We start from the raw sequence: 20,376 nt of genomic DNA, 5'->3' as shown, positions 1-20,376 counted from the left end.
GCAAATCCCGCCCCGCCATAGAGGAACAGGTGATGCGCCAGAAAAACCGCGCCCAGTGCCGTTTCCAGACTGTTCCCGATCATAACCTTCAGCTATGGCCAAAGGGTTACTCGCCGAGGACCTGAGCACAAAAGGATACGGACATGCCCGTTCACTATCTCTATCTTATCATCGCCGTGATCGCCGAAACTATCGGCACCACGGCGCTGCAGGCCAGCCAGCAGTTCTCGCGCCTAGGCCCATCGCTTCTGGTTTTTGTTGCCTATGGGTTTTCCTTCTTCATGATGGGGCAAACGCTCAAATATATGCCGGTGGGCCTGGTCTATGCGATCTGGGCAGGTCTTGGCATTGTGCTCATTGCCCTCATTGGGCTGGTATTATTTGGGCAGCGGTTGGACCTTCCGGCCATCCTTGGCATTGGGCTGATCATCTCTGGCGTGCTGGTCATTCATCTATTTTCGTCCTCTTCTGGCCACTAACCCGCGCCAGTTGCTAAGACGGGTCTAGGCCCTGCCATCCGCCGACAGGGCCCGGGTCACAGCGCCAGAATGGCAAAAGCCGAGATTTAATACGCAGTATTCCTGCAGCTTTTGCCTTCCGGGGTCGAAATGGCGTATTTCTTCTGGCCTTTGGCGTGGGATCGGGCTATGGGCGGCGCAACTTCCTTACAAAGGCTGACGACGTCATGGACATGCGCAACATTGCGATCATTGCTCACGTGGACCACGGGAAAACCACCCTGGTTGATGAGCTGCTGAAACAATCCGGCGCCTTCCGCGAAAACCAGGCTGTGGCAGAGCGTGCCATGGACAGCAACGACCTGGAACGCGAGCGGGGCATTACCATCTTTGCGAAACCCACTTCGGTGGAGTGGAACGGTACCCGTATCAATATCGTGGACACCCCAGGTCACGCCGACTTTGGCGGCGAGGTTGAGCGCATCCTGTCGATGGTTGATGGCGTTGTTCTGCTGGTGGATGCCGCAGAAGGCCCCATGCCTCAAACCAAGTTTGTGACCTCCAAAGCCCTGGCCCTGGGCCTGCGCCCCATCGTGGTGCTGAACAAGGTCGACAAGCCCGACGCCGAGCCTGATCGTGCGCTGGACGAATGCTTTGATCTCTTTGCATCATTGGACGCGACCGAAGATCAGCTGGATTTCCCGCATATGTATGCCTCGGGCCGGAATGGCTGGGCCGATGCCGAGCTGGACGGTCCCCGCAAGGATCTGCACGCGCTGTACAATCTGATCGTCAACCACGTGCCAGAGCCAAAGCAGATCAAACGTCAGGGCGAAGATTTCCGCATGCTGGCCACCACTCTGGGCTCTGACCCCTTTGTGGGCCGCCTGCTGACCGGTCGCGTTGAAAGCGGCACCCTGAAAGTAGGCGCCACCGTGCAGGCCCTGTCCCGCATTGGCCAAAAGATCGAACAGTTCCGCGTTACCAAAATTCAGGCCTTCCGCGGCCTGGCACAGCAGGACATCGACGAAGCCCAGGCGGGTGATATCGTCTCGCTGGCCGGCATGACCAAAGCTACCGTTGCCGACACCATCTGCGCGCTGGCCGTGGACGAAGCCCTGGATGCCCAGCCAATCGATCCGCCCACCATCACCGTGACCTTTGGCATCAACGACAGCCCGCTGGCCGGCCGTGACGGCAAAAAGGTTCAGTCGCGGGTGATCCGTGACCGCCTGATGAAAGAAGCCGAAGGCAACGTCGCGATCAAAATCACCGACACCCCCGGCGGCGACGCCTTTGAAGTTGCCGGCCGTGGCGAACTTCAGATGGGTGTTCTGATCGAGAACATGCGCCGCGAAGGCTTTGAACTGTCAATCTCGCGCCCGCAGGTTCTGATGAAAGAAGTCGATGGCGTTCGTATGGAGCCAATCGAGGAAGCCACCATCGACGTGGATGACGAATACTCCGGTGCGGTCATCGAAAAAATCACCGGCGCCCGGAAGGGTGAGCTGGTCGAGATGCGCCCTGCCGGTGCTGGCAAGACCCGCATTATTGCCCATGTCCCGTCCCGCGGCCTGATTGGCTATCATGGTGAATTCCTCACCGATACGCGCGGCACAGGCGTTTTGAACCGTGTTTTCCACGGCTGGGCGCCGCACAAAGGCTCTATTCCCGGCCGCCGCGCTGGCGTTTTGCTGTCGATGGAAAGCGGCCAGTCCGTGGCCTATGCGCTGTGGAACCTGGAAGATCGCGGCAAGATGTTCATTGGCTCGCAGGTGGATATCTATACAGGCATGATCATCGGTGAACACTCCCGCGAAAACGATCTGGAAGTGAACCCACTGAAAGGCAAAAAGCTGACCAACGTTCGGGCCTCTGGCACCGACGAAGCTGTCCGCCTGACCACACCGATCACCCTGTCGCTGGAAGAGGCCATCGCCTATATCAATGACGACGAACTGGTGGAAGTTACGCCAAACTCGATCCGTCTGCGTAAGCGTTATCTCGACCCGCATGAGCGCAAGCGGATGGCCCGTGAAAACGGCTAAGGCCTTTGTCGCTTATAATAAATTGAAAGGACGCCTCAGGGCGTCCTTTTCCTTTTCAGTACCAGGCCCTTGGTGTCAAAGCGCGGTATCACAATAGGAAAAGGGCTCCTGCAGGAGCCCTTTTCACTTTAGATCAATATGGGATTTGAGTTATTCGCTGGTCTCAACAACCATCAGTTCGCGCTCAGACGCGTTGCGCGCATGGCTCAGCGCTTCTTGATATTCGGGGCTGTTGTAACAGTCTACGGCGGCCTCAACGCTGGGGAATTTAGCAACCACATTGCGCGGGCGTTCCTTTCCTTCCAGCTGAACAAAGCGACCGCCACGGGCGATAAACTCGCCGCCAGCCTTGGCCACAGCCGGGCCGGCCAGCTTGGCATATTTGCCATAGGCCTCTTCGTCGGTGACGGTAACATGTGCAATCCAAAGTGCGGGCATCTGGGATCCTCCGGTAATCTGCCTGGGCTTTGGGCTCAGCATAGGCAATTGCACCCCAAGGTCGATCAGTTTTTTGACCAAATGGTCCAACAGACAAAACGCCCGCAAGTCAGATGACTGCGAGCGCTCTTTTCATGTGCATTTAGGCTCAGCGCCTCTGTGGATCTTTAACGCGCCAGAAAGGCTTCAGCCGCAGCGATTGCCTCTTCGGCGCCAGCAAAGTCCTTGCCGCCGCCCTGGGCCATATCGGGACGACCACCGCCACCCTTGCCACCGACAGCAGGCACCGCCGCGCGCAGCACCTCAACAGCAGAGACATCGCTGGTCAGATCATCTGTAACACCCGCAGCTACGGCAACTTTGCCACCATCCTCGGCAATCAACAGAATCACACCCGAGCCGATGCTCTGCTTATGAGCATCGATCAAGCCGCGAAGATCTTTGCCAGAGACCCCTTCCAGAGCCTTGGCCAGGAATTTCCTGCCAGCGATCTCTTTCGCTTCAGCGCCGCCACCGGCCCCACCGCCCATGGCAAGCTGTTGCTTCAGATTGGAGATCTCATTCTGCAGCGCCTTGCGCTCGTCCATCATGGATTTCAAACGATCCATCACCTCGCCGGGCTGCGCCTTGAGCGTTCCCGCGATCTCGGCCATTTGACCCGCAGTGCGCTCCAGATGATCAAAGGCAGCGGCACCGGTCAGAGCTTCGATCCGACGCACCCCGGCGGAGGAGGCACTATCTCCCAAGATGACAAAGGTGCCGATATCACCGGTCTGGCGCACATGCGTGCCGCCACAAAGCTCGATCGAATAGGTTTCCCCGTCGTTGCCCTTGCCCGTTTGGGCCCGGCCCATCGACACCACCCGAACTTCATCCCCGTATTTTTCGCCAAACAGCGCCTGCGCGCCCAGGGCACGGGCATCGTCTGGGGTCATGATGCGGGTTTCCACAGGGGTGTTCTGCCGGATGAAGGCATTCACATCCGCAGCGACCTTGCTCAGCTCAGCCTCGCTCAGGGCCTTGGTATGACTAAAATCAAACCGCAGGCGATCATCGGCATTCAACGAGCCCCGCTGGGCCACATGGTCCCCAAGCGCCTCGCGCAGGGCCTCGTGCAGCAGGTGGGTGGCGGAGTGGTTGGCGCGAATGGCAGAACGCCGTGCCGGATCAACAACCAGCTGCGCCGGGGCGCCCGCGGTGACCAGCCCCTCAACCACTTCCCCCATATGGATAAAGACACCGGCAGATTTTTTGGTGTCTGTGACACGGATAAGCCCGCCCTCAACGCGGATCTCGCCGCTGTCGCCAACCTGGCCACCGGATTCGGCGTAAAACGGCGTCTGGTTCAGAACCAGTTGCACCTTGTCACCCTGCCCCGCTTCGCTGACCTCTGCGCCGTCTTTAACCAGAGCAACAACCTGACCCTCGGCAACCTCGGTGTCATAGCCCAGGAAGTCAGTGTCACCGTGTTTATCCGCGATATCAAACCAGATTGTGCTGTCAGCACTGTCGCCGGAGCCGGACCAGGCAGCACGGGCCTTGGCTTTTTGCTCAGCCATGGCGCTGTCAAACCCGTCCGTGTCGACCTCACGCCCCTTTTCGCGCAGGGCGTCCTGGGTCAGATCAAGCGGGAAACCGTAGGTGTCATAGAGTTTGAAGGCCGTGGCACCGGGAAGTGCGGCCCCCTCATCCAGCGCGGAGACCTCATCATCCAGCAACTTCAGGCCCCGTTCCAGGGTCTGTTTGAAGCGGGTCTCTTCCTGCTGAAGGGTCTCTTCGATCATCGACTGGGCCTGGCCCAACTCGGGATAGGCGGCCCCCATCTGCTGCACCAAGGCGGGCACCAGACGGTGCATCACCGGATCCTTGGCCCCCAACAGATGCGCATGACGCATGGCGCGGCGCATGATGCGACGCAGCACAAAACCACGGCCCACATTCGACGGCATCACCCCGTCGGCCATCAGGAAAGAGGTCGAGCGCAGATGGTCCGCAATCACCCGGTGGTGCACGTTCTGATCGCCATAGGGGTCAGAACTCGTGACTTCCGCCGAGGCCTCGATCAGGGATTTGAACAGATCTGTGTCATAGTTGTCATGGCTGCCTTGCAACAGCGCGCCGATCCGCTCCAGCCCCATGCCTGTGTCGATCGACTGCATATCCAGCGGAGTCATCGAGCCGTCTTCGAACTTTTCGTTCTGCATAAAGACGACGTTCCAGATCTCGATGAAGCGGTCGCCCTCTTCCTCCGCGGAACCGGGAGGGCCACCCCAGATATGGTCGCCGTGATCGTAGAAGATCTCGGTGCAGGGACCACAGGGACCGGTGGGGCCCATCTGCCAGAAGTTATCCGCTGTATCGATGCGGATGATGCGATCCTCTGGCACGCCCAGTTTCTTCCAGATCGCAAAGGCCTCGTCATCGGTGTGATAGACCGTGGTTAGCAGGCGGTTTTTGTCGATGCCAAATTCTTTGGTGATCAGCTCCCAGGCAAAGGGGATCGCCTCTTCTTTGAAATAATCGCCAAAGGAGAAGTTCCCCAGCATTTCAAAGAAGGTATGATGGCGCGCTGTATAGCCGACATTGTCGAGATCATTGTGCTTACCACCGGCGCGCACACATTTCTGCGCCGTGGTGGCGCGTTGATAGTCGCGGGATTCAACCCCGGTAAACAGGTTCTTGAACTGCACCATGCCTGAGTTCACAAACATCAGGGTGGGATCATTGCGCGGCACCAGCGGGCTGGAGTCGACGATCTCATGCCCCTGTTTGGCAAAGTAGTTCAGAAAGGTGGAGCGGATATCGTTCAGCGTCGCCATGGAGAGGGTCCCTTTGCGGGCAATGTTCAAGGTTGGAGAGAGGTTTATCCGCCCAACCAGTCCCTGTCCACAGCCCGTACCCCGCCAATGAACGTAAAAAGGACGCAGCATTTGCTGCGCCCCCATGAAAGATCGTTTTGATCAAATTTTCCGAAGGTTTAGCCCTCGAGAATATCATCCTCATCGCCACCATCCGGACGATCAAACTCCAGCCCATGCGCTGCGCGGATCTTGTCCTCGATATCATAGGCAATAGATTGATGATCGCGTAGGAACTGTTTGGCGTTTTCACGCCCCTGCCCGATCCGCTCATCCCCATAGGAGAACCAAGAACCGGATTTGTTCACGACGCCAGCGGCAACGCCCAGATCCAACAACTCGCCCATCTTAGAGATGCCTTCGCCATACATGATGTCGAATTCAACCTGCTTGAAGGGCGGCGCAACTTTGTTTTTCACCACTTTCACACGGGTAGCATTGCCGACGATTTCATCGCGGTCCTTGACCGCACCGATGCGGCGAATGTCCAGACGAACCGAGGAGTAGAATTTCAATGCGTTCCCGCCAGTCGTGGTTTCAGGCGAGCCAAACATCACGCCAATCTTCATCCGGATCTGGTTGATAAAGATCACCATGCAGTTGGAACGGCTGATCGAGCCGGTGAGCTTACGCATCGCCTGGCTCATCAAACGGGCCTGAACGCCAACATTGCTATCGCCCATGTCCCCTTCGAGTTCGGATTTCGGCGTCAGCGCCGCCACCGAGTCGACGATAACCATATTGACCGCACCGGATCGCACCAGGGTATCAGTGATTTCCAACGCCTGTTCACCAGTGTCGGGCTGCGAAATCAGCAATTCGTCGAGGTCAACGCCCAGTTTGGCCGCATATTGCGGATCCAGCGCATGTTCCGCATCCACAAAGGCACAGACACCCCCCTTTTTCTGCTGTTCCGCTGCACAGTGCAGGGTCAACGTGGTCTTACCCGAGCTTTCCGGCCCGTAGATCTCAATGATCCGCCCCATGGGCAGGCCACCAATCCCCAAAGCAATATCCAGGCCAAGCGAGCCCGTTGAGCTGGCCTCGATCTCCTGAATGGCGCCGTCACCCAACTTCATGATGGAGCCTTTGCCGAATTGCCGTTCGATCTGGGCAAGTGCGCTATCGAGCGCCTTTTGCTTGTCACCGCTTACTTTGTTTTTCATGGTCAAAAGATCCGCCATAGTCCTCTGTCCCCTTCTATGTGTCATAGAGCTGCGCGAGCGGCAATCCCTGCCGTGTTCACCTCTTGTTCCTTATGAGGCCAAAAAGAGAACAAAGCAAACACAAACTTCGCCTATTCAGAACTGCAGCCAAATGATAAAGATAGGGAAACTGCTTGCAACTGCCATATTTCAAAGGGTTTAGAGCGATTAATGTTGGTATTTTACGAGGAGCGGCTGGTTCTTCTTTCGGTTCCAAAAACCGGAACATCAGCCTATCAGGAAGCTCTGCAAACCCGCGCGGATCAGGCCATCACCAACCCGCCTGAACTGAAACACGCGCCCTTGTACCGCTATAACCGATGGATTCGCCCAATGTATGAGCGCGTCTGCGGTGTCGAACTCGAGGTGGCAGCTGTCATGCGCGAACCGATAAGCTGGCTTGGCAGCTGGTATCGGTTCCGCCAGCGCCCCTTTATGGAGGGTAAGGCAAACGCCACCCATGGCATCAGTTTTGATCAATTCGTGCGAGACTACTGCAAAGGACAGCAGCCGGGTTATGCCAATGTCGGCAGCCAGGCCAAGTTTCTGGAAACTCAGAAAAACGGCTGTCATGTCACCCATTTGTTCCGTTATGAGGACCAAAAGACCCTTCAGGAGTTCCTGAAAAAGCGCCTAGATGTGACGCTCAGCTTGCAAAAACGCAATGTCAGCCCCGCGATGGAGCTGTCGTTGAGCCCTGAAGTTGAGGCTCTCTATCGGCGTAAAAAACCGGAAGAATTTGCACTCTACGACAGCATATCATAGCAGCTCTGGCCGAAAGACCCGCGCGCCCGGCCCCTGGCTCGGGCCAGACGCGCTAGTGCAGCTGCGCGTGCACTGTTTCAGTCAACTGGTTCAATGAGAAGGGTTTGGGCAGGAAGACCGAATTGGGCACATCCGGCTCGGACTCACCAAAGGCGCCTTCGGCATAGCCCGAGACAAAGACAACGCGCGTGTCTGGGCGGGTTTTCAAAGCCTCACGCACCCAAGTCGGCCCATCCATTCCCGGCATGATCACATCGGTAACAAAAACATCCACCGACAGGCCCGGATCCTCCAGCGTCCGCAGCGCGTCTTCGGCGGATTCTGCTTCCAGAACCGTATACCCCCGCATCCGCAGCGCCCGCGAGGCGAAGGCACGAACAGGCGCTTCATCCTCGACCAAAAGTACCACACCTTCGCCATGCTGAGGCGCAGGGGCCGCCTTGGGCGCTTCGGCTTCCGCGACCACGGACTGATCTTCATCCCCCTCCTGATAGACCGGGAAGAACAGGGTAAACTGCGTGCCCTTATCTGGCACCGAGTCAACAAAGATGAAACCGCCGGTTTGTTTCACAATCCCATAGGCTGTCGATAGGCCCAGACCTGTGCCCTCGCCGGTTCGTTTGGTTGTGTAAAAGGGCTCAAACACTTTTTGCAACTTGTCAGGCGAAATACCAACACCTACGTCGCTAACCTTAACAGTGATCCAATTGCCCTGGGGCACCACGGCCCGATCCCGTTTTAGCGGCTTGTCTAGCGTGATGGCCTCGGTGCGGACGCGGATCTCGCCTCCGTTGGCCATGGCGTCCCGCGCGTTCACCACCAGGTTCATCAACACCTGCTCCAGCTGGCGTTTGTCGGCCCGGATCGGACGCATCACCGGATCATGGCTGAGCGTCAGAGTAACTTTTTCACCCACCAGCCGGTTCAGAAGATGGGTTAGATCCGACAGGGTGTCGCGAACATCCAAGACCTCGGGCTGCAGCGTCTGCTTGCGAGAAAAGGCCAGGAGCTGGCTCACCAAGGAGGCCGCACGATTGGCGTTTTCATGGATCTGGATCAGATCCCCATAGTCCTGATCACCCTGATCATGGCGCAGCAGCAACAGGTCACAATGGCCTGAAATTGCCGTCAAAAGATTGTTGAAGTCATGGGCAACACCCCCGGCGAGCTGCCCAATCGCCTGCATTTTCTGGCTCTGCACGAATTGCGCTTCCAGGGTCTTGAGTTCGGTCGCATCATTCAGAACCGCAATCAGGATCGTTTTCCCCTCTTCCACGGCGCGGGTCAGCGTCACTTGAACAAAGACCTCTTTGTCAGGCCGCGACAGCCGCAGGAATTCGGATTTGTTCGAGGCCAGTCCATCGGCCGTATCGCGCAGCCAATCCGACATTGGCCGCCCCAGGCCTTCCATCAGTTGCGCCAATTTCAGGTTGTCGCGGCTCTCTACGCCCAGCATGCTCATCGCCATCTTGTTGAGCGACAGAACATCGCCCGAAGGCGCCAGTTTGATAAAGGGAACCGGCATATGTTCAAAACTGGTCTGTTGGCTTTGCAGCTCGGCGCCATTCACTTCCATCAGGTAGAGCTCACTGCGGCCCTGAGTGCGGTTCAGTTCCGTCACAAAGACATCAACCGGGCCATTTTTGGTGCTGATGGTGTTCACCTCGCCGCTGCCCACTGGCAGGGACATAAACAAACGATCCGTGGATTTGATGCGCTCACCAACCAGTTTACGTGCGGCCTCGTTCATGAAAAGGACCGCGCCGGTGCGCCCAACGGTAATCATTGGGATCGGCACCGATTCCGCCCCCCGCCCGGACTGGCGTTCGGCAATATCCTCGACCCGCCACAGAAAGCTGCCACCATGCATCTGGTGCACCGCAAGACGAACATGGCCGCGACGGGTCACAATATCCTCGCGGGCAGAGCCTTCAAACCTTGCGCGGCTTTGTAGCCGGAACAAAACCGCCGAAGGGTTGGCCAGCACCGATCGAAGGGTTCCGGCCAGGGTCTCCCGATTATTGTCCTGAAACCGGTTCTGCGCTGCCTGATTGCAGGCATGAATTGTTCCGTCATCATCGGTCACAAAGCTGGGGGTTGCATCTTTTTCGATGAACCCCGTGAGCAGCTCAACCGCCATGGCTCGAGCATTAAACCGCAATCGCGCCTGAAACAGCATCAACAAAGCCACCGCCAGCAGTGTCAGACCAACCGCAAGCAGTCCGCGCATAATCCAGTCCGGCAAGGCCAAAAAATTGGGCACCACCATCAACCCGACGGACAACAGCAAGGTTGCTCCCAGTCGAAGATGTTCTGGGTGATAGATCCGTAGCGCAGGCACGGCAGAATTTTGGCGACCGGACATTTCGGCTCCATCTTCAGGATTGGTAGCAGCCATAACGCGGTGAAAAGCTTAAGGCCACGTTAAGGAAAATGTAGATTTCCTGACGAATTACCTAACAACCCTAGCCGATATGCGTCAACACGGTGACAAAAAATCCATCGGTCCCATCCTGCACCTGCCAGGTGGCTTGGGTTTCCTGCTTCCACCCTGTATTCTGGCCAAGAAACTCTTGAATTTGAACGCTGTTCTCTTCGTCCAGCATCGAGCAGGTTGCATAGGCCAGATGGCCCCCCTGGCGCACCAATGTGGCGGCATCCACGAGGATTTGACGCTGTGACAGGCGGATTTCATCGAGCATTTCGCGGGTCAGGCGCCATTTACCCTCCGGCGCGCGGCGCCAGGAACCCGATCCGGAACAGGGCACGTCACAGAGCACCAGATCAAAAGCCGCCGCGCTCTCCAGCTCATCCTCTGACAGACAGGTGATGTCGGCCCCTGCCCGCTGCGCCCGCAGCGGCAGGTCGTTCATCCGGCTGGCATTGGCATCATGGGCAAAGAGATCAATTTTAGCCTGCGCCGCCATGGCGAGGCTTTTGCCGCCGCCACCAGCACAAAAATCCAGCACACGCATACCGTCTTGCAATGGCAGCTGGTCAACAACGGCCTGACTGGCAGCATCCTGCAATTCAACCAGCCCATCGGCAAAACAATCACTGTTTCGGATTTTGCGTCCGCCTTGGGTCACTTCCAGGGCGGTTTCACTGGCTGGATGTGGCTCACAGAGAATGCCTTCCTCCGCCAGCGCCTCGATTGCGTCAGCGCGATTGCTGCGCAGAAGATTCACCCGCAGGTGCACAGGCGCGCGGGACTGAAGGGCAACCCCTGCGGCTTCTGCTGCTTCGCCGAGGCTATCGTTGAACGAGGGCCAGACCCAATCAGGGATATCCAGACGCTCAGCATCCGAGGCAAAATCGGCCGGGGCAGCTCTTTCGGCCTCCGTCAAGGGGCTCGGGCCATAGCCCTGACCACTAAACACGGTCTCGGGATCACTTCCCGCGGCCCGCAACGCGCCCAGCACCAGGCCACGCCCGGTCTGCGCCCCGCCCAGCACCGCAAAGGAGCGGCGACAGCGCAGGGCGGTAAAGACATGATCGCGCACCGCAGCGCGATCTTTGGAGCCGGCATAGCGATTGCGCCGACCCCAAGAGGTCAACGCCTTTTCAGCCGCTTCCCCATCAAGGATAAGATCAAGGATTTCGATGGCCGCCTGCTGGCGGGCAGCCGGGGTCATGCCCGGGCTCCAAAGCTACAAAGGGTCATCGTCATCTTTCCAATCTAGTTAGCCGATACGGTAATTCGGGCTTTCACGGGTGATTTGCACGTCGTGCACATGGCTTTCTTTCAGGCCCGCGCCGGTGATGCGTACGAAAGAGCAGTCCTTGCGCATCGCCTCGACCGTAGCGCTGCCGGTATAGCCCATAGCCGCCCGCAAGCCGCCCACCAGCTGGTGGATCACTGCATTGGCGCTGCCTTTATAGGGCACCTGACCTTCGATGCCTTCGGGCACCAGTTTGTCGCTGGCGGCATCTTTCTGGAAGTAGCGATCGGCAGAGCCGCGCGCCATGGCACCAAGCGAGCCCATACCCCGGTAGGATTTAAACGAGCGGCCCTGATAAAGGATCACCTCGCCGGGGCTTTCGTCGGTGCCGGCGATCATCGAACCAACCATGGCGCAGGAGGCACCGGCGGCAATCGCCTTGGCAAAGTCGCCAGAGAATTTGATGCCACCATCGGCAATCACAGGCGTGTCGCCCGCAGCTGCGGCGCAATCCATGATCGCTGTCAGCTGGGGAACCCCCACGCCAGCGACCATTCGCGTGGTACAGATCGAACCTGGCCCAATGCCAACCTTGATGGCATCCGCACCCGCGTCGATCAGCGCCGATGTGGCAGCGCCTGTGGCCACATTGCCCGCGATGACCTGCACATTAGGGTATTGCGCCTTGATCCGTTTGACGGCCTCGAGCACGCCTGCGGAATGACCATGGGCAGTATCCACCACCACAATATCAACCCCGGCATCAATCAGCTGTTCGGAGCGGGCAAAACCGCTGTCGCCAACCGAGCTGGCAGCTGCAACCCGCAGGCGGCCCAGCTCATCCTTGCAGGCGGTCGGGTTCAAAACGGCCTGTTCGGTGTCTTTCAGGGTCAACAGTCCGGTCAGCTTGCCCGAGCCATCGGTGACCAGCAGCTTTTCAATTCGGCGGGCGCGCATCATGGATTTGGCTTCGTCCAGATCGGCGGGCTCTTGCAGCATCGCCAGATTATCGGAAGTCATCATGACTGATACAGGCGTGTCGTCATCATTGGCAAACCGCATATCGCGGTTGGTCACGATACCTACCACCCGACCGGCTTCGTCCACCACCGGAAAGCCGGTGACACGATAGCGCTCCTGCAGCGCCTTGGCATCTGCCAGGGTCTGGCTGGCCAACAGAGTGATCGGGTTGTAGACAATGCCGCTTTCAAAACGCTTGACCCGGCGCACCTGTTTGGCCTGTTCATCTGCGTCGAGGTTCTTGTGAATAACGCCCATACCGCCAGCCTGGGCCATGGCAATCGCCATCCGGGCCTCTGTCACCGTGTCCATGGCCGAGCTCATCAGCGGAATATTCAGATCAATATGCTGCGTGACACGCGTGCGCGTATCCGCTGTGCTGGGCAGGACGTCGGACGCGCCTGGAACCAGTAGAACATCATCAAAGGTGAGTGCCTCACGAATCTGCATTTGCTACCCCTATGCAAAACCCCGTTTGACGGTGACCCTATTGCACAGATGTCTGGGATAGAAAAGGGCGCAGGCCAAGAAATCCTGCGGCGCAGCATTTGCAACGGCTGTTTCCCCATCCTTCACTGCAGGCTGATCTACGTCAAAGTTGTTTCACAGAAAGTCGCTATGTCTGCGGCAGATGCGAACAGAACCACAGGAGCGCCCGATGTCAGCGCCAGATCTCCCCTCGTCGGCCCTACAGGGCAAAAGCACCACAGGGCCGCTTGCCGGGGTCACCATCATCGACCTGACCCATGTTCTGGCCGGGCCATATGCCTCGATGACCCTGGCGGATCTGGGCGCCCGCGTGATCAAGGTGGAGCGCCCCGGCAACGGCGATGACACCCGTTCCTTCCCACCGTTCAAAGGCAAGCACAGTGCCTATTTCGCCACCATCAACCACGGCAAGGAAAGCATCGCCCTGGACTTGAAGTCCACCGATGATAGTATTGTTTTTAATAGACTTCTCACTCAAGCAGATGTGGTTCTGGAAAATTACCGACCCGGCGTGATGGAACGCTTGGGCTTTGGCTGGGAAGATCTGCACGCGCGCTTCCCCAGGTTGATTTATGGAGCTGTCTCTGGGTTTGGCCACTCTGGCCCGGACTCGCAACGCCCGGCCTACGACATGGTGGTTCAGGCCCGCGGTGGCGTCATGTCGATCACCGGCGAGCGTGGCCGGGATCCAGTGCGTGTTGGTGCCTCGATCGGGGACATTGCGGCCGGCATGTTCCTGGCGCAGGGTGTGATTGCAGCGCTGCTCCAGGTGCAAAAGACCGGCATCGGGCAAAAGGTCGATATCGCCATGCTCGACAGTCAACTGGCGCTGCTGGAACATGCCATTGCCATCACCTCGATCACCGGCGAAGCCCCGCGTCCCTCTGGCGCCCGCCATCCGTCGATCACCCCGTTTGAGACCTTTCACGCCGAAGATGGCTTGTTTGTAATTGCCGCAGGCAATGACGCGCTCTTCGCCCGCCTTTGCGCCGCCTTGGAACTGCCCCTGGCCCAGGACAAACGCTTTGCCACCAATCCGGCCAGATGTGAAAATGCGCGCCTTTTGAAACGCTTGATCGAAGCCGTGACCATTGACCGGCCCAGTGCATTCTGGATTTCGCGCCTGACCGAGGCGGGCATTCCAACCGGTCCGATCCAGGATGTCGCCCAGGTGCTGAAGGATCCGCAAATTCTGGCGCGCAACATGGTGGTTGATGTTCTGGACGAAGATGGCACCCCCGCCTATGTGGCGGCGGGCAACCCCATCAAGCTGTCGGGTCTAAAGGATCCCAAAACTCGCGGCCCCGCGCCGCGCCTGGATGGCAACCGACAGGCTATTCTGGACTGGCTCGACAAAGTGTCCCCTGCGTAATCTCGCCTTTAGCTTTTTCGCCGATACTCGTCCTGGCCCCTGTTTGGTCCAGTCAACAGGGGCTAGGGCGAAAATGACGCCCGTGGAACAAAGAATGGCGCTCATTGACTTTTGTCTTGCCGGGCAAGGCCCTATGGTCTGGGCAGCCAAATATGAATCCAAAGGGTGCCTTAATGAGCAGCGATCCTCTCGTCATCTTTACGCCATCGGGTAAGCGCGGGAATTTTCCAGTCGGCACCCCGGTCCTGACCGCCGCACGCCAGTTGGGCGTTGATCTGGACTCAGTCTGCGGCGGTCGCGGCATTTGTTCGAAATGCCAGATCACCCCCTCTTATGGCGAGTTTTCCAAACACGGGGTGAATGTCTCCGACGATGCTCTCACTGAATGGAACAAGGTTGAGCAGCGCTACAAGGACAAGCGCGGGTTGATTGATGGCCGCCGCCTGGGCTGCCAGGCGCAGATCCAGGGGGATGTGGTGATTGACGTCCCGCCAGAAAGCCAGGTGCACCGCCAGGTGGTGCGCAAACGCGCCGAAGTCCGCGACATCACCATGAATCCTTCGACCCGCCTCTTCTATGTCGAGGTGGAAGAACCCGACATGCACAAACCATCAGGCGATATGGAACGCTTGATTGAGGCGCTGGACGACCAGTGGCAGCTCAAGGACGTCAAAACCGATCTGCACATTCTGCAATGCCTGCAGCCTGCCCTGCGCAAAGGCCAGTGGAAAGTTACCGTCGCGGTGCATCTGGGCGATGAAAGCCACCCGCCCAAGATCATGCATATCTGGCCCGGCTACTACGAGGGTACAGTTTACGGGCTGGCCGTTGATCTGGGCTCGACCACCATCGCGGCGCATCTGTGTGATCTACAAAGCGGCGAAGTCATCGCCTCCTCTGGGATTATGAACCCGCAGATCCGCTTTGGCGAAGATCTGATGAGCCGGGTCTCATATTCGATGATGAATGAGGGCGGCGATCAGGAGATGACCCGCGCGGTGCGTGAGGGGATGAATGCCCTATTCACCCAGATCGCGGCTGAGGCCGAAATCGACAAGGCCCTGATTGTAGACGCGGTATTTGTCTGCAACCCGGTGATGCACCACCTGTTCCTCGGGATCGACCCCTTTGAGCTGGGCCAGGCGCCCTTTGCGCTTGCCACCTCGGATTCACTGGCTTTGCGGGCAACGGAACTGGATCTCAATATCCACCCGGCCGCCCGCGTCTATCTGCTGCCCTGTATCGCGGGCCATGTCGGCGCTGACGCCGCAGCCGTTGCCCTGTCCGAGGCCCCGGATAAATCCGAAGATCTGGTCCTGGTTGTCGATGTGGGCACCAATGCCGAAATCCTGTTGGGCGACAAAAACAAGGTACTGGCCTGCTCCTCCCCCACCGGTCCCGCCTTTGAGGGCGCGCAGATCTCTAGTGGCCAACGGGCTGCCCCCGGCGCCATCGAGCGGCTGGAAATCAACCCAGAGACCAAGGAACCCCGGTTCCGAGTCATCGGTTCCGATATCTGGTCTGATGAAGAGGGCTTTGACACAGCCATTGCCACCACCGGCATCACCGGAATCTGTGGATCGGGCATTATCGAAGCCATCGCCGAAATGCGTATGGCCGGGGTTTTGGACGCCTCTGGTCTGATTGGCTCTGCCGAACAGACCGGAACCTCCCGCTGTATTCAGGACGGGCGCACCAATGCCTATCTGGTCTGGGATGGCTCTGCCGAGGGCGGCCCAAAGATCACCATCACCAACCCTGATATTCGCGCCATCCAAATGGCCAAGGCGGCGCTGTACTCCGGCGCGCGACTGCTGATGGACAAGTTCGGCGTCGACACCGTTGATCGTGTTGTGCTTGCCGGGGCCTTTGGCGCGCATATCTCGGCCAAACACGCCATGGTGCTGGGGATGATCCCCGATTGCCCCATCGACAAGGTGACAAGCGCGGGCAACGCCGCAGGCACCGGGGCGCGCATCGCCCTGCTCAACACCGAGGCCCGGAATGAGATCGAGGAGACCGTGCGCCGTATTGAGAAGATCGAAACAGCCGTGGAGCCCCGGTTTCAGGAACATTTTGTCAATGCCTCTGCGATCCCCAATTCCAGTGAGCCCTTCCCTATCCTGGCCTCTGTCCTGTCTCTGCCAGAGGTGAATTTCAATACAGGTGGCGGAGATTCCGCGACGGGCGGCCGCCGTCGGCGCCGCCGGGGCTAACCGTAAACAAGGCCTCCAAAGGGGCGGGATTGCCCGCTCCAAAACATCTCTTTGATCCTCATGTTTTTCAGGGAGAGATCCGCCCCCTCCCTTTGATCGAAAAACCCGGAAATCCAAGCAATCATTAGATTTTTCTGAGGGGCGGGCAACCTCTGTTTAACGAACGCATGGTAGCTAAAACCACCTTTCACTAGTAACACATATGAGGTGTATTTTGTCCGACGACGCGTTTCGCAATGAGATCAGCGAGGCCATCAAGGCCCATGGAGCGTGGAAACACCGCTTGCGGTCTGCCGCTACCAACAATGAAAAAAATCTGCCTGTCGATGACATTTGCCGCGATGACAAATGTCGGTTTGGTAAATGGCTGAACACGATTGAGCCAAATGAACGAAACCGCCAGCACCTCAGCAAAGTGAAGGCGCTTCATACGGATTTCCACAAACAGGCGGGGAAAATCGCGGAGCATATTTCCAAAGGCAATACCCCAATCGCCATGGCCGCGTTGGAAGGCACAGCCTACACCGCCAACAGCAAAGCGCTTGCCTCCGCGCTGATGGAATGGAAAATGCGCGGCTGAGGTCGCCTGACCGCCAGAAAAAACAGCCAGGCCGCACCTTGGCCTGACTGTTCGTTTTTTCCCAAAACCGACCCGCCGTCAATTGTCTGAAACGGACCTCTACAACAGGCCGAGAATTGAGCCTGTTTACATCTCACCTTCGATGACGGTGAGACCAAGGCCATGCCAGGCCTGCATCCCCCCGCGGTAGTAATAGATCTTCTCGGCCGGATAGCCTTCGCGCAGCATCGCCTTGATGGCCATCGGCGACTGACCACACCAGGGGCCATTGCAGAACAAGAGAACCTCCTGTGCGGCCGAGCAGTCCCAGTTGCCGTCGCCCTTGCTGCAGCCCAGCTCATCCAGGCGGCTGGCCATCTGGGTGTAGGGCATATTGATCGCGCTGGGGATGGTGCCGTTAAGATGCCACTCGACCGTTCTGCTGTCGACAAGCTTGCCCCCCTGATCAATGAACTTCAGCAGCTCGAGCTCAGCAACAGTGGTCACCCCCGGGGCGACCTGCATGGGCTGGACGCAAAACGGCGGACAGCTGCGCGAGGTTCTGGCATAGCTCGGATCTATGGTCGCCTCTGTATCCTGATTGCGCATGATTTCAACCGGGCCATCATAGGTTTCAACGGTGACACTTGCGATCTCCCCATTGATCCTGACTTTCAGCTCCTCTGCCAGAGCTTGTGACGAAAATAGACCGACAAGGGCCAATGCGAGCAAAGCGCGGGTTTTCATGGTACCTCCCAAAATATGCCTGAATTCTGTTCCACGAGTTCAATCACATATTTTGATGCATGCATATGAGGGAATTCGCCGCGTCCCTCTGGTTCCGCTGACCTGCAGGACAGAGCGGCATCTCCCCTCTGCCCCGCAATAGTGCAACAACCCTCTACTTCAAGAGAACTTAGGCGTGCGTTTTTGCATCATGGCTGAGACGACCTCAGTAAACTCCGGCGACTTCAATTGCCCGATGAACAATTCAGACTCCGCCTGCATCTGCGCGGCAACCTGATCACGCTGATGGCGGATCAACGATTTGGAGAACTTGATGGCCTCGGGCGCAGAGGCCGCCACATGGGCCGCGATTTCTGCCACCCCGCCCTGCAGATCCGCATCGGTAAAGACCCGCGAGATCAATCCATAGTCATGGGCCTCTCCCGCAGTAAGGGTACGCCCTGCCAGCAAGATGTCATTGGCCACGGCCATGCCAACTGAGGCCGAGAGCAACATCGACGAGGCCGCCTCTGGCACCAGCGCAAGTTTGACAAAAGGAGCAGTAAAGGTCGCGCTGTCTGCCGCATAAACCAGATCACAATGCAACAACATGGTCAGCCCAATGCCAATCGCCGGGCCGTTCACCGCCGCGATAACCGGTTTTGTGCAGGTTGAGATCGCCTCGAGGAAGCGCGCCACCGGCGGCAGATCAGCCCTGTGATCGGCCATGGAGAAATCCTGAAGATCATTGCCGGCGGTAAAGTAGTCCTCGGCCCCGGTGATAACAAAGGCGCGCTGCTCATCCGTAACCTCATAGGCCTTGAGCGCATCCGCCATAGCGCCATACATCTCCTGGGTGATGGCATTGCGCTTCTTCGGGCGATCAATGGTGAGGATGGTCACCTGGCCTTGGGTTTGAAGCGTGATTGAATCGCTCATAGTGGCAGTCCTTATATTGTAGTTATCAGCAACTTTTCAGCAAATCTAAACAGTTACCAGGTCTTGTGAAAGCCAGTCCCAGCACTCCGCCCAGAGCGCCTCGCGGCCAGGACGGAAGGCGCCTTCGTGCCCAATTCGACCCACTCCAAAATCGGCGGGGCTTCTGATCTGCAGCGAAGTTTCGGCATTGGGATAGCAATCCAGCAGATCCTGTGCCGCCCGATGCGTGGCGATTGGGTCATCCTTGAAAACCCAGGACCGGATCGGGGAGGTGACATCACCGTAGTGCTGCGGTTTCAACAGCCCGTCATAGTCCGAAGTAAAATAGCTGCGCCGTTTGCTCCACTTCCGCCAGGTTTTGAACACTCGGGGAGGCAATGCCTCGCCCTGCCAGCCACCGACCGGTTTGATATAGCCCCAGCGTAGCAAGGAATAGGTTCCAAGACCCCACCAAAAGTAGAGTTCCAGCGGCCAGTTTTTCAGATGGTGCCCGCCGAAATAGCCTGTCCCAACCGAGATAAAGGCATGACGGTCAATGGCTTGATGATTGGACATCACACCGAGAAAATGGCCGCCAACGCTATGGGCCAGATGGGTCACTGGCAGGCCCGGTGCGGCTTCGGCCAGGCGTTCAACCGCGGCAACCATATCGTAGCGTCCCCAGTCCGAATATTCGATTTCAGATCCTGCCAGATCCCCCTGACGCGACGCCGCAATACCGCGATAGTCATAGGTCAGCACAATCGCCCCGCGCTCGGCCAGGAAGTCGGCGACAGCGTGATAGAACTGACGGGGGAACCCGGTCCCCGAGGAGATCAGCACTGCCAGTTTAGGTGCGTCACAAGTGGTCAGGTCCCCCTGTAGCCTAACCCCATCACTGGTGACAAAACTCAGCGGCTCACGCCGTGTCGGATGTTTCATTGTACCCTCCGGTTTCAGCTGTGCTTGGATTGATGATCTCATCGGCGTGATCGACCAGATGGGTCAAAAAACGTTGAATAACCAATTGTTCCTGATCACTAAACGGCGCCAATAAGGCCGCATTGAAATGCTTGGTTTCCTGCTTGGCACGAGCCAAAATCTGCGCGCCGCTTTCCTCGAGATGGATATTGGTGACCCGGCCATCGCGGGGCGAAGCAATTCGGGCAACCAACCCACGCTCCACCATACGGTCAACCAATCCCGTCAGGCTGGATTTCCCCATGGCCAGACGCTTGGCGATTTCTGAAATCGGCTGGCCATCGGATTGCGACAACACAAAGAGCACTGCAAACTGGCTGGTTGTAAGTCCCACTGCCTGCCGAGTGCGCCGGTCAGCGGCGCGGAACAGGGCACTATGGGCAACTTGCAATTGATGAAAAACGCGCAGCCTGACGGACAAGAGGTGACTCCAAAACATGTGTTTAATTGGTTCGTATATGGACTAATTCCAGCAAGCAACGCCTAACCAAGGGTCATGACGCCAAGTCACTGACCTTAGACTTCAAGCAGATCGAGAGGAGTTCAATTGGGTTTGGGCAGCCAAAGTTCAAAAAAAGGAGAGAGCCCCAGAGGTGATTTTCCTGTTTATTTCAAAGGATTAAGGCGCCAATTTGAGACATGAAAAGGCGCCAAACCCATG

16 protein-coding genes are annotated in these 20,376 nt (G+C 57.9%); 6 read left to right on the top strand and 10 right to left on the bottom strand.

From position 1 onward, the window contains the following. The first annotated feature begins 143 nt into the window (after window positions 1-143). Together AN476_RS13200 and typA are read left to right on the top strand one after the other, a co-directional pair. On the top strand, window positions 144-479 hold the full coding sequence (locus AN476_RS13200) for a multidrug efflux SMR transporter (protein ID WP_054462058.1): 336 nt from the start codon (window positions 144-146) through the stop codon (window positions 477-479). 206 nt (window positions 480-685) lie between these two features. Further along, window positions 686-2,506, top strand: coding sequence for a translational GTPase TypA (typA, locus tag AN476_RS13195; RefSeq protein ID WP_054462057.1), 1,821 nt, complete (start codon window positions 686-688; stop codon window positions 2,504-2,506). A gap of 150 nt (window positions 2,507-2,656) precedes the next feature. Here the strand turns inward: typA and AN476_RS13190 are convergent, their stop codons facing one another. The 3 genes from AN476_RS13190 to recA form a co-directional block, all read right to left on the bottom strand. Continuing rightward, window positions 2,657-2,944 (bottom strand): DUF1330 domain-containing protein, encoded by a 288-nt coding sequence (locus AN476_RS13190; RefSeq protein ID WP_054462090.1) that lies wholly within the window; start codon window positions 2,942-2,944, stop codon window positions 2,657-2,659. 167 nt (window positions 2,945-3,111) lie between these two features. Further along, a complete protein-coding gene (alaS, locus tag AN476_RS13185) occupies window positions 3,112-5,763 on the bottom strand; it encodes an alanine--tRNA ligase (protein ID WP_054462089.1) in 2,652 nt (883 codons plus the stop codon). A 158-nt stretch (window positions 5,764-5,921) separates the two neighbouring features. Next, complete coding sequence (recA, locus tag AN476_RS13180) at window positions 5,922-6,986, bottom strand: recombinase RecA (RefSeq protein ID WP_054462056.1); 1,065 nt, start codon at window positions 6,984-6,986, stop codon at window positions 5,922-5,924. Window positions 6,987-7,178: 192 nt separating this feature from the next. Between recA and AN476_RS13175 the strand changes: the two genes are divergently transcribed. Beyond that, window positions 7,179-7,772: a hypothetical protein gene (locus tag AN476_RS13175; RefSeq protein WP_054462055.1), complete on the top strand. Its 594-nt coding sequence runs from the start codon at window positions 7,179-7,181 to the stop codon at window positions 7,770-7,772. Between the two features lie 52 nt (window positions 7,773-7,824). On the opposite strand, the gene AN476_RS13170 is transcribed toward AN476_RS13175, so the two are convergent. The 3 genes from AN476_RS13170 to guaB form a co-directional block, all read right to left on the bottom strand. Continuing rightward, window positions 7,825-10,137 (bottom strand): PAS domain-containing hybrid sensor histidine kinase/response regulator, encoded by a 2,313-nt coding sequence (locus AN476_RS13170; protein ID WP_054462054.1) that lies wholly within the window; start codon window positions 10,135-10,137, stop codon window positions 7,825-7,827. A 100-nt stretch (window positions 10,138-10,237) separates the two neighbouring features. Beyond that, window positions 10,238-11,407, bottom strand: a complete 1,170-nt coding sequence (locus AN476_RS13165) for an RsmB/NOP family class I SAM-dependent RNA methyltransferase (protein WP_054462053.1) — start codon at window positions 11,405-11,407, stop codon at window positions 10,238-10,240. 48 nt (window positions 11,408-11,455) lie between these two features. Next, entirely contained in the window at window positions 11,456-12,904 is a 1,449-nt protein-coding gene (gene guaB / locus AN476_RS13160) for an IMP dehydrogenase (protein WP_054462052.1), read from the bottom strand. A gap of 208 nt (window positions 12,905-13,112) precedes the next feature. Here guaB and AN476_RS13155 point away from each other — a divergent pair, with 208 nt between their 5' ends. The 3 genes from AN476_RS13155 (at window position 13,113) to AN476_RS13145 (ending at window position 17,111) form a co-directional block, all read left to right on the top strand. Further along, window positions 13,113-14,315, top strand: coding sequence for a CaiB/BaiF CoA-transferase family protein (locus AN476_RS13155; protein WP_054462051.1), 1,203 nt, complete (start codon window positions 13,113-13,115; stop codon window positions 14,313-14,315). 173 nt (window positions 14,316-14,488) lie between these two features. Continuing rightward, window positions 14,489-16,531: an ASKHA domain-containing protein gene (locus tag AN476_RS13150; RefSeq protein WP_054462050.1), complete on the top strand. Its 2,043-nt coding sequence runs from the start codon at window positions 14,489-14,491 to the stop codon at window positions 16,529-16,531. A gap of 214 nt (window positions 16,532-16,745) precedes the next feature. After that, window positions 16,746-17,111 carry a CZB domain-containing protein gene (locus tag AN476_RS13145; RefSeq protein WP_054462049.1) on the top strand — a complete coding sequence of 122 codons (366 nt, stop codon included), beginning with the start codon at window positions 16,746-16,748 and terminating at the stop codon, window positions 17,109-17,111. A gap of 126 nt (window positions 17,112-17,237) precedes the next feature. Here the strand turns inward: AN476_RS13145 and AN476_RS13140 are convergent, their stop codons facing one another. From AN476_RS13140 to AN476_RS13125, 4 genes are all read right to left on the bottom strand, one after another. Further along, complete coding sequence (locus AN476_RS13140; RefSeq protein WP_054462048.1) at window positions 17,238-17,837, bottom strand: rhodanese-like domain-containing protein; 600 nt, start codon at window positions 17,835-17,837, stop codon at window positions 17,238-17,240. A 159-nt stretch (window positions 17,838-17,996) separates the two neighbouring features. After that, window positions 17,997-18,755 (bottom strand): enoyl-CoA hydratase-related protein, encoded by a 759-nt coding sequence (locus AN476_RS13135; protein ID WP_054462047.1) that lies wholly within the window; start codon window positions 18,753-18,755, stop codon window positions 17,997-17,999. Window positions 18,756-18,800: 45 nt separating this feature from the next. Further along, window positions 18,801-19,676 carry a serine aminopeptidase domain-containing protein gene (locus AN476_RS13130; RefSeq protein ID WP_054462046.1) on the bottom strand — a complete coding sequence of 292 codons (876 nt, stop codon included), beginning with the start codon at window positions 19,674-19,676 and terminating at the stop codon, window positions 18,801-18,803. Continuing rightward, window positions 19,654-20,136, bottom strand: a complete 483-nt coding sequence (locus AN476_RS13125) for a MarR family winged helix-turn-helix transcriptional regulator (RefSeq protein ID WP_054462045.1) — start codon at window positions 20,134-20,136, stop codon at window positions 19,654-19,656. Before AN476_RS13125 ends, AN476_RS13130 begins: the two co-directional genes overlap by 23 nt. Window positions 20,137-20,376 lie beyond the last annotated feature (240 nt).

Source organism: Phaeobacter sp. 11ANDIMAR09 (genome assembly GCF_001294455.1).
Lineage (GTDB): Bacteria > Pseudomonadota > Alphaproteobacteria > Rhodobacterales > Rhodobacteraceae > Pseudophaeobacter.
This window is presented reverse-complemented; position numbering and strand designations above follow the sequence as displayed.

What these genes read in the sequence shown, in the direction of transcription:
- AN476_RS13190 (WP_054462090.1), bottom strand. Translation starts at nt 2,944, where the DNA reads ATGCCCGCACTTTGGATTGCACATGTTACCGTCACCGACGAAGAGGCC.
- AN476_RS13175 (WP_054462055.1), top strand. Translation starts at nt 7,179, where the DNA reads ATGTTGGTATTTTACGAGGAGCGGCTGGTTCTTCTTTCGGTTCCAAAA.
- AN476_RS13135 (WP_054462047.1), bottom strand. Translation starts at nt 18,755, where the DNA reads ATGAGCGATTCAATCACGCTTCAAACCCAAGGCCAGGTGACCATCCTC.
- AN476_RS13150 (WP_054462050.1), top strand. Translation starts at nt 14,489, where the DNA reads ATGAGCAGCGATCCTCTCGTCATCTTTACGCCATCGGGTAAGCGCGGG.
- AN476_RS13155 (WP_054462051.1), top strand. Translation starts at nt 13,113, where the DNA reads ATGTCAGCGCCAGATCTCCCCTCGTCGGCCCTACAGGGCAAAAGCACC.
- AN476_RS13200 (WP_054462058.1), top strand. Translation starts at nt 144, where the DNA reads ATGCCCGTTCACTATCTCTATCTTATCATCGCCGTGATCGCCGAAACT.
- guaB (WP_054462052.1), bottom strand. Translation starts at nt 12,904, where the DNA reads ATGCAGATTCGTGAGGCACTCACCTTTGATGATGTTCTACTGGTTCCA.
- AN476_RS13165 (WP_054462053.1), bottom strand. Translation starts at nt 11,407, where the DNA reads ATGACCCCGGCTGCCCGCCAGCAGGCGGCCATCGAAATCCTTGATCTT.
- recA (WP_054462056.1), bottom strand. Translation starts at nt 6,986, where the DNA reads ATGGCGGATCTTTTGACCATGAAAAACAAAGTAAGCGGTGACAAGCAA.
- AN476_RS13140 (WP_054462048.1), bottom strand. Translation starts at nt 17,837, where the DNA reads ATGAAAACCCGCGCTTTGCTCGCATTGGCCCTTGTCGGTCTATTTTCG.
- alaS (WP_054462089.1), bottom strand. Translation starts at nt 5,763, where the DNA reads ATGGCGACGCTGAACGATATCCGCTCCACCTTTCTGAACTACTTTGCC.
- typA (WP_054462057.1), top strand. Translation starts at nt 686, where the DNA reads ATGGACATGCGCAACATTGCGATCATTGCTCACGTGGACCACGGGAAA.
- AN476_RS13170 (WP_054462054.1), bottom strand. Translation starts at nt 10,137, where the DNA reads ATGTCCGGTCGCCAAAATTCTGCCGTGCCTGCGCTACGGATCTATCAC.
- AN476_RS13130 (WP_054462046.1), bottom strand. Translation starts at nt 19,676, where the DNA reads ATGAAACATCCGACACGGCGTGAGCCGCTGAGTTTTGTCACCAGTGAT.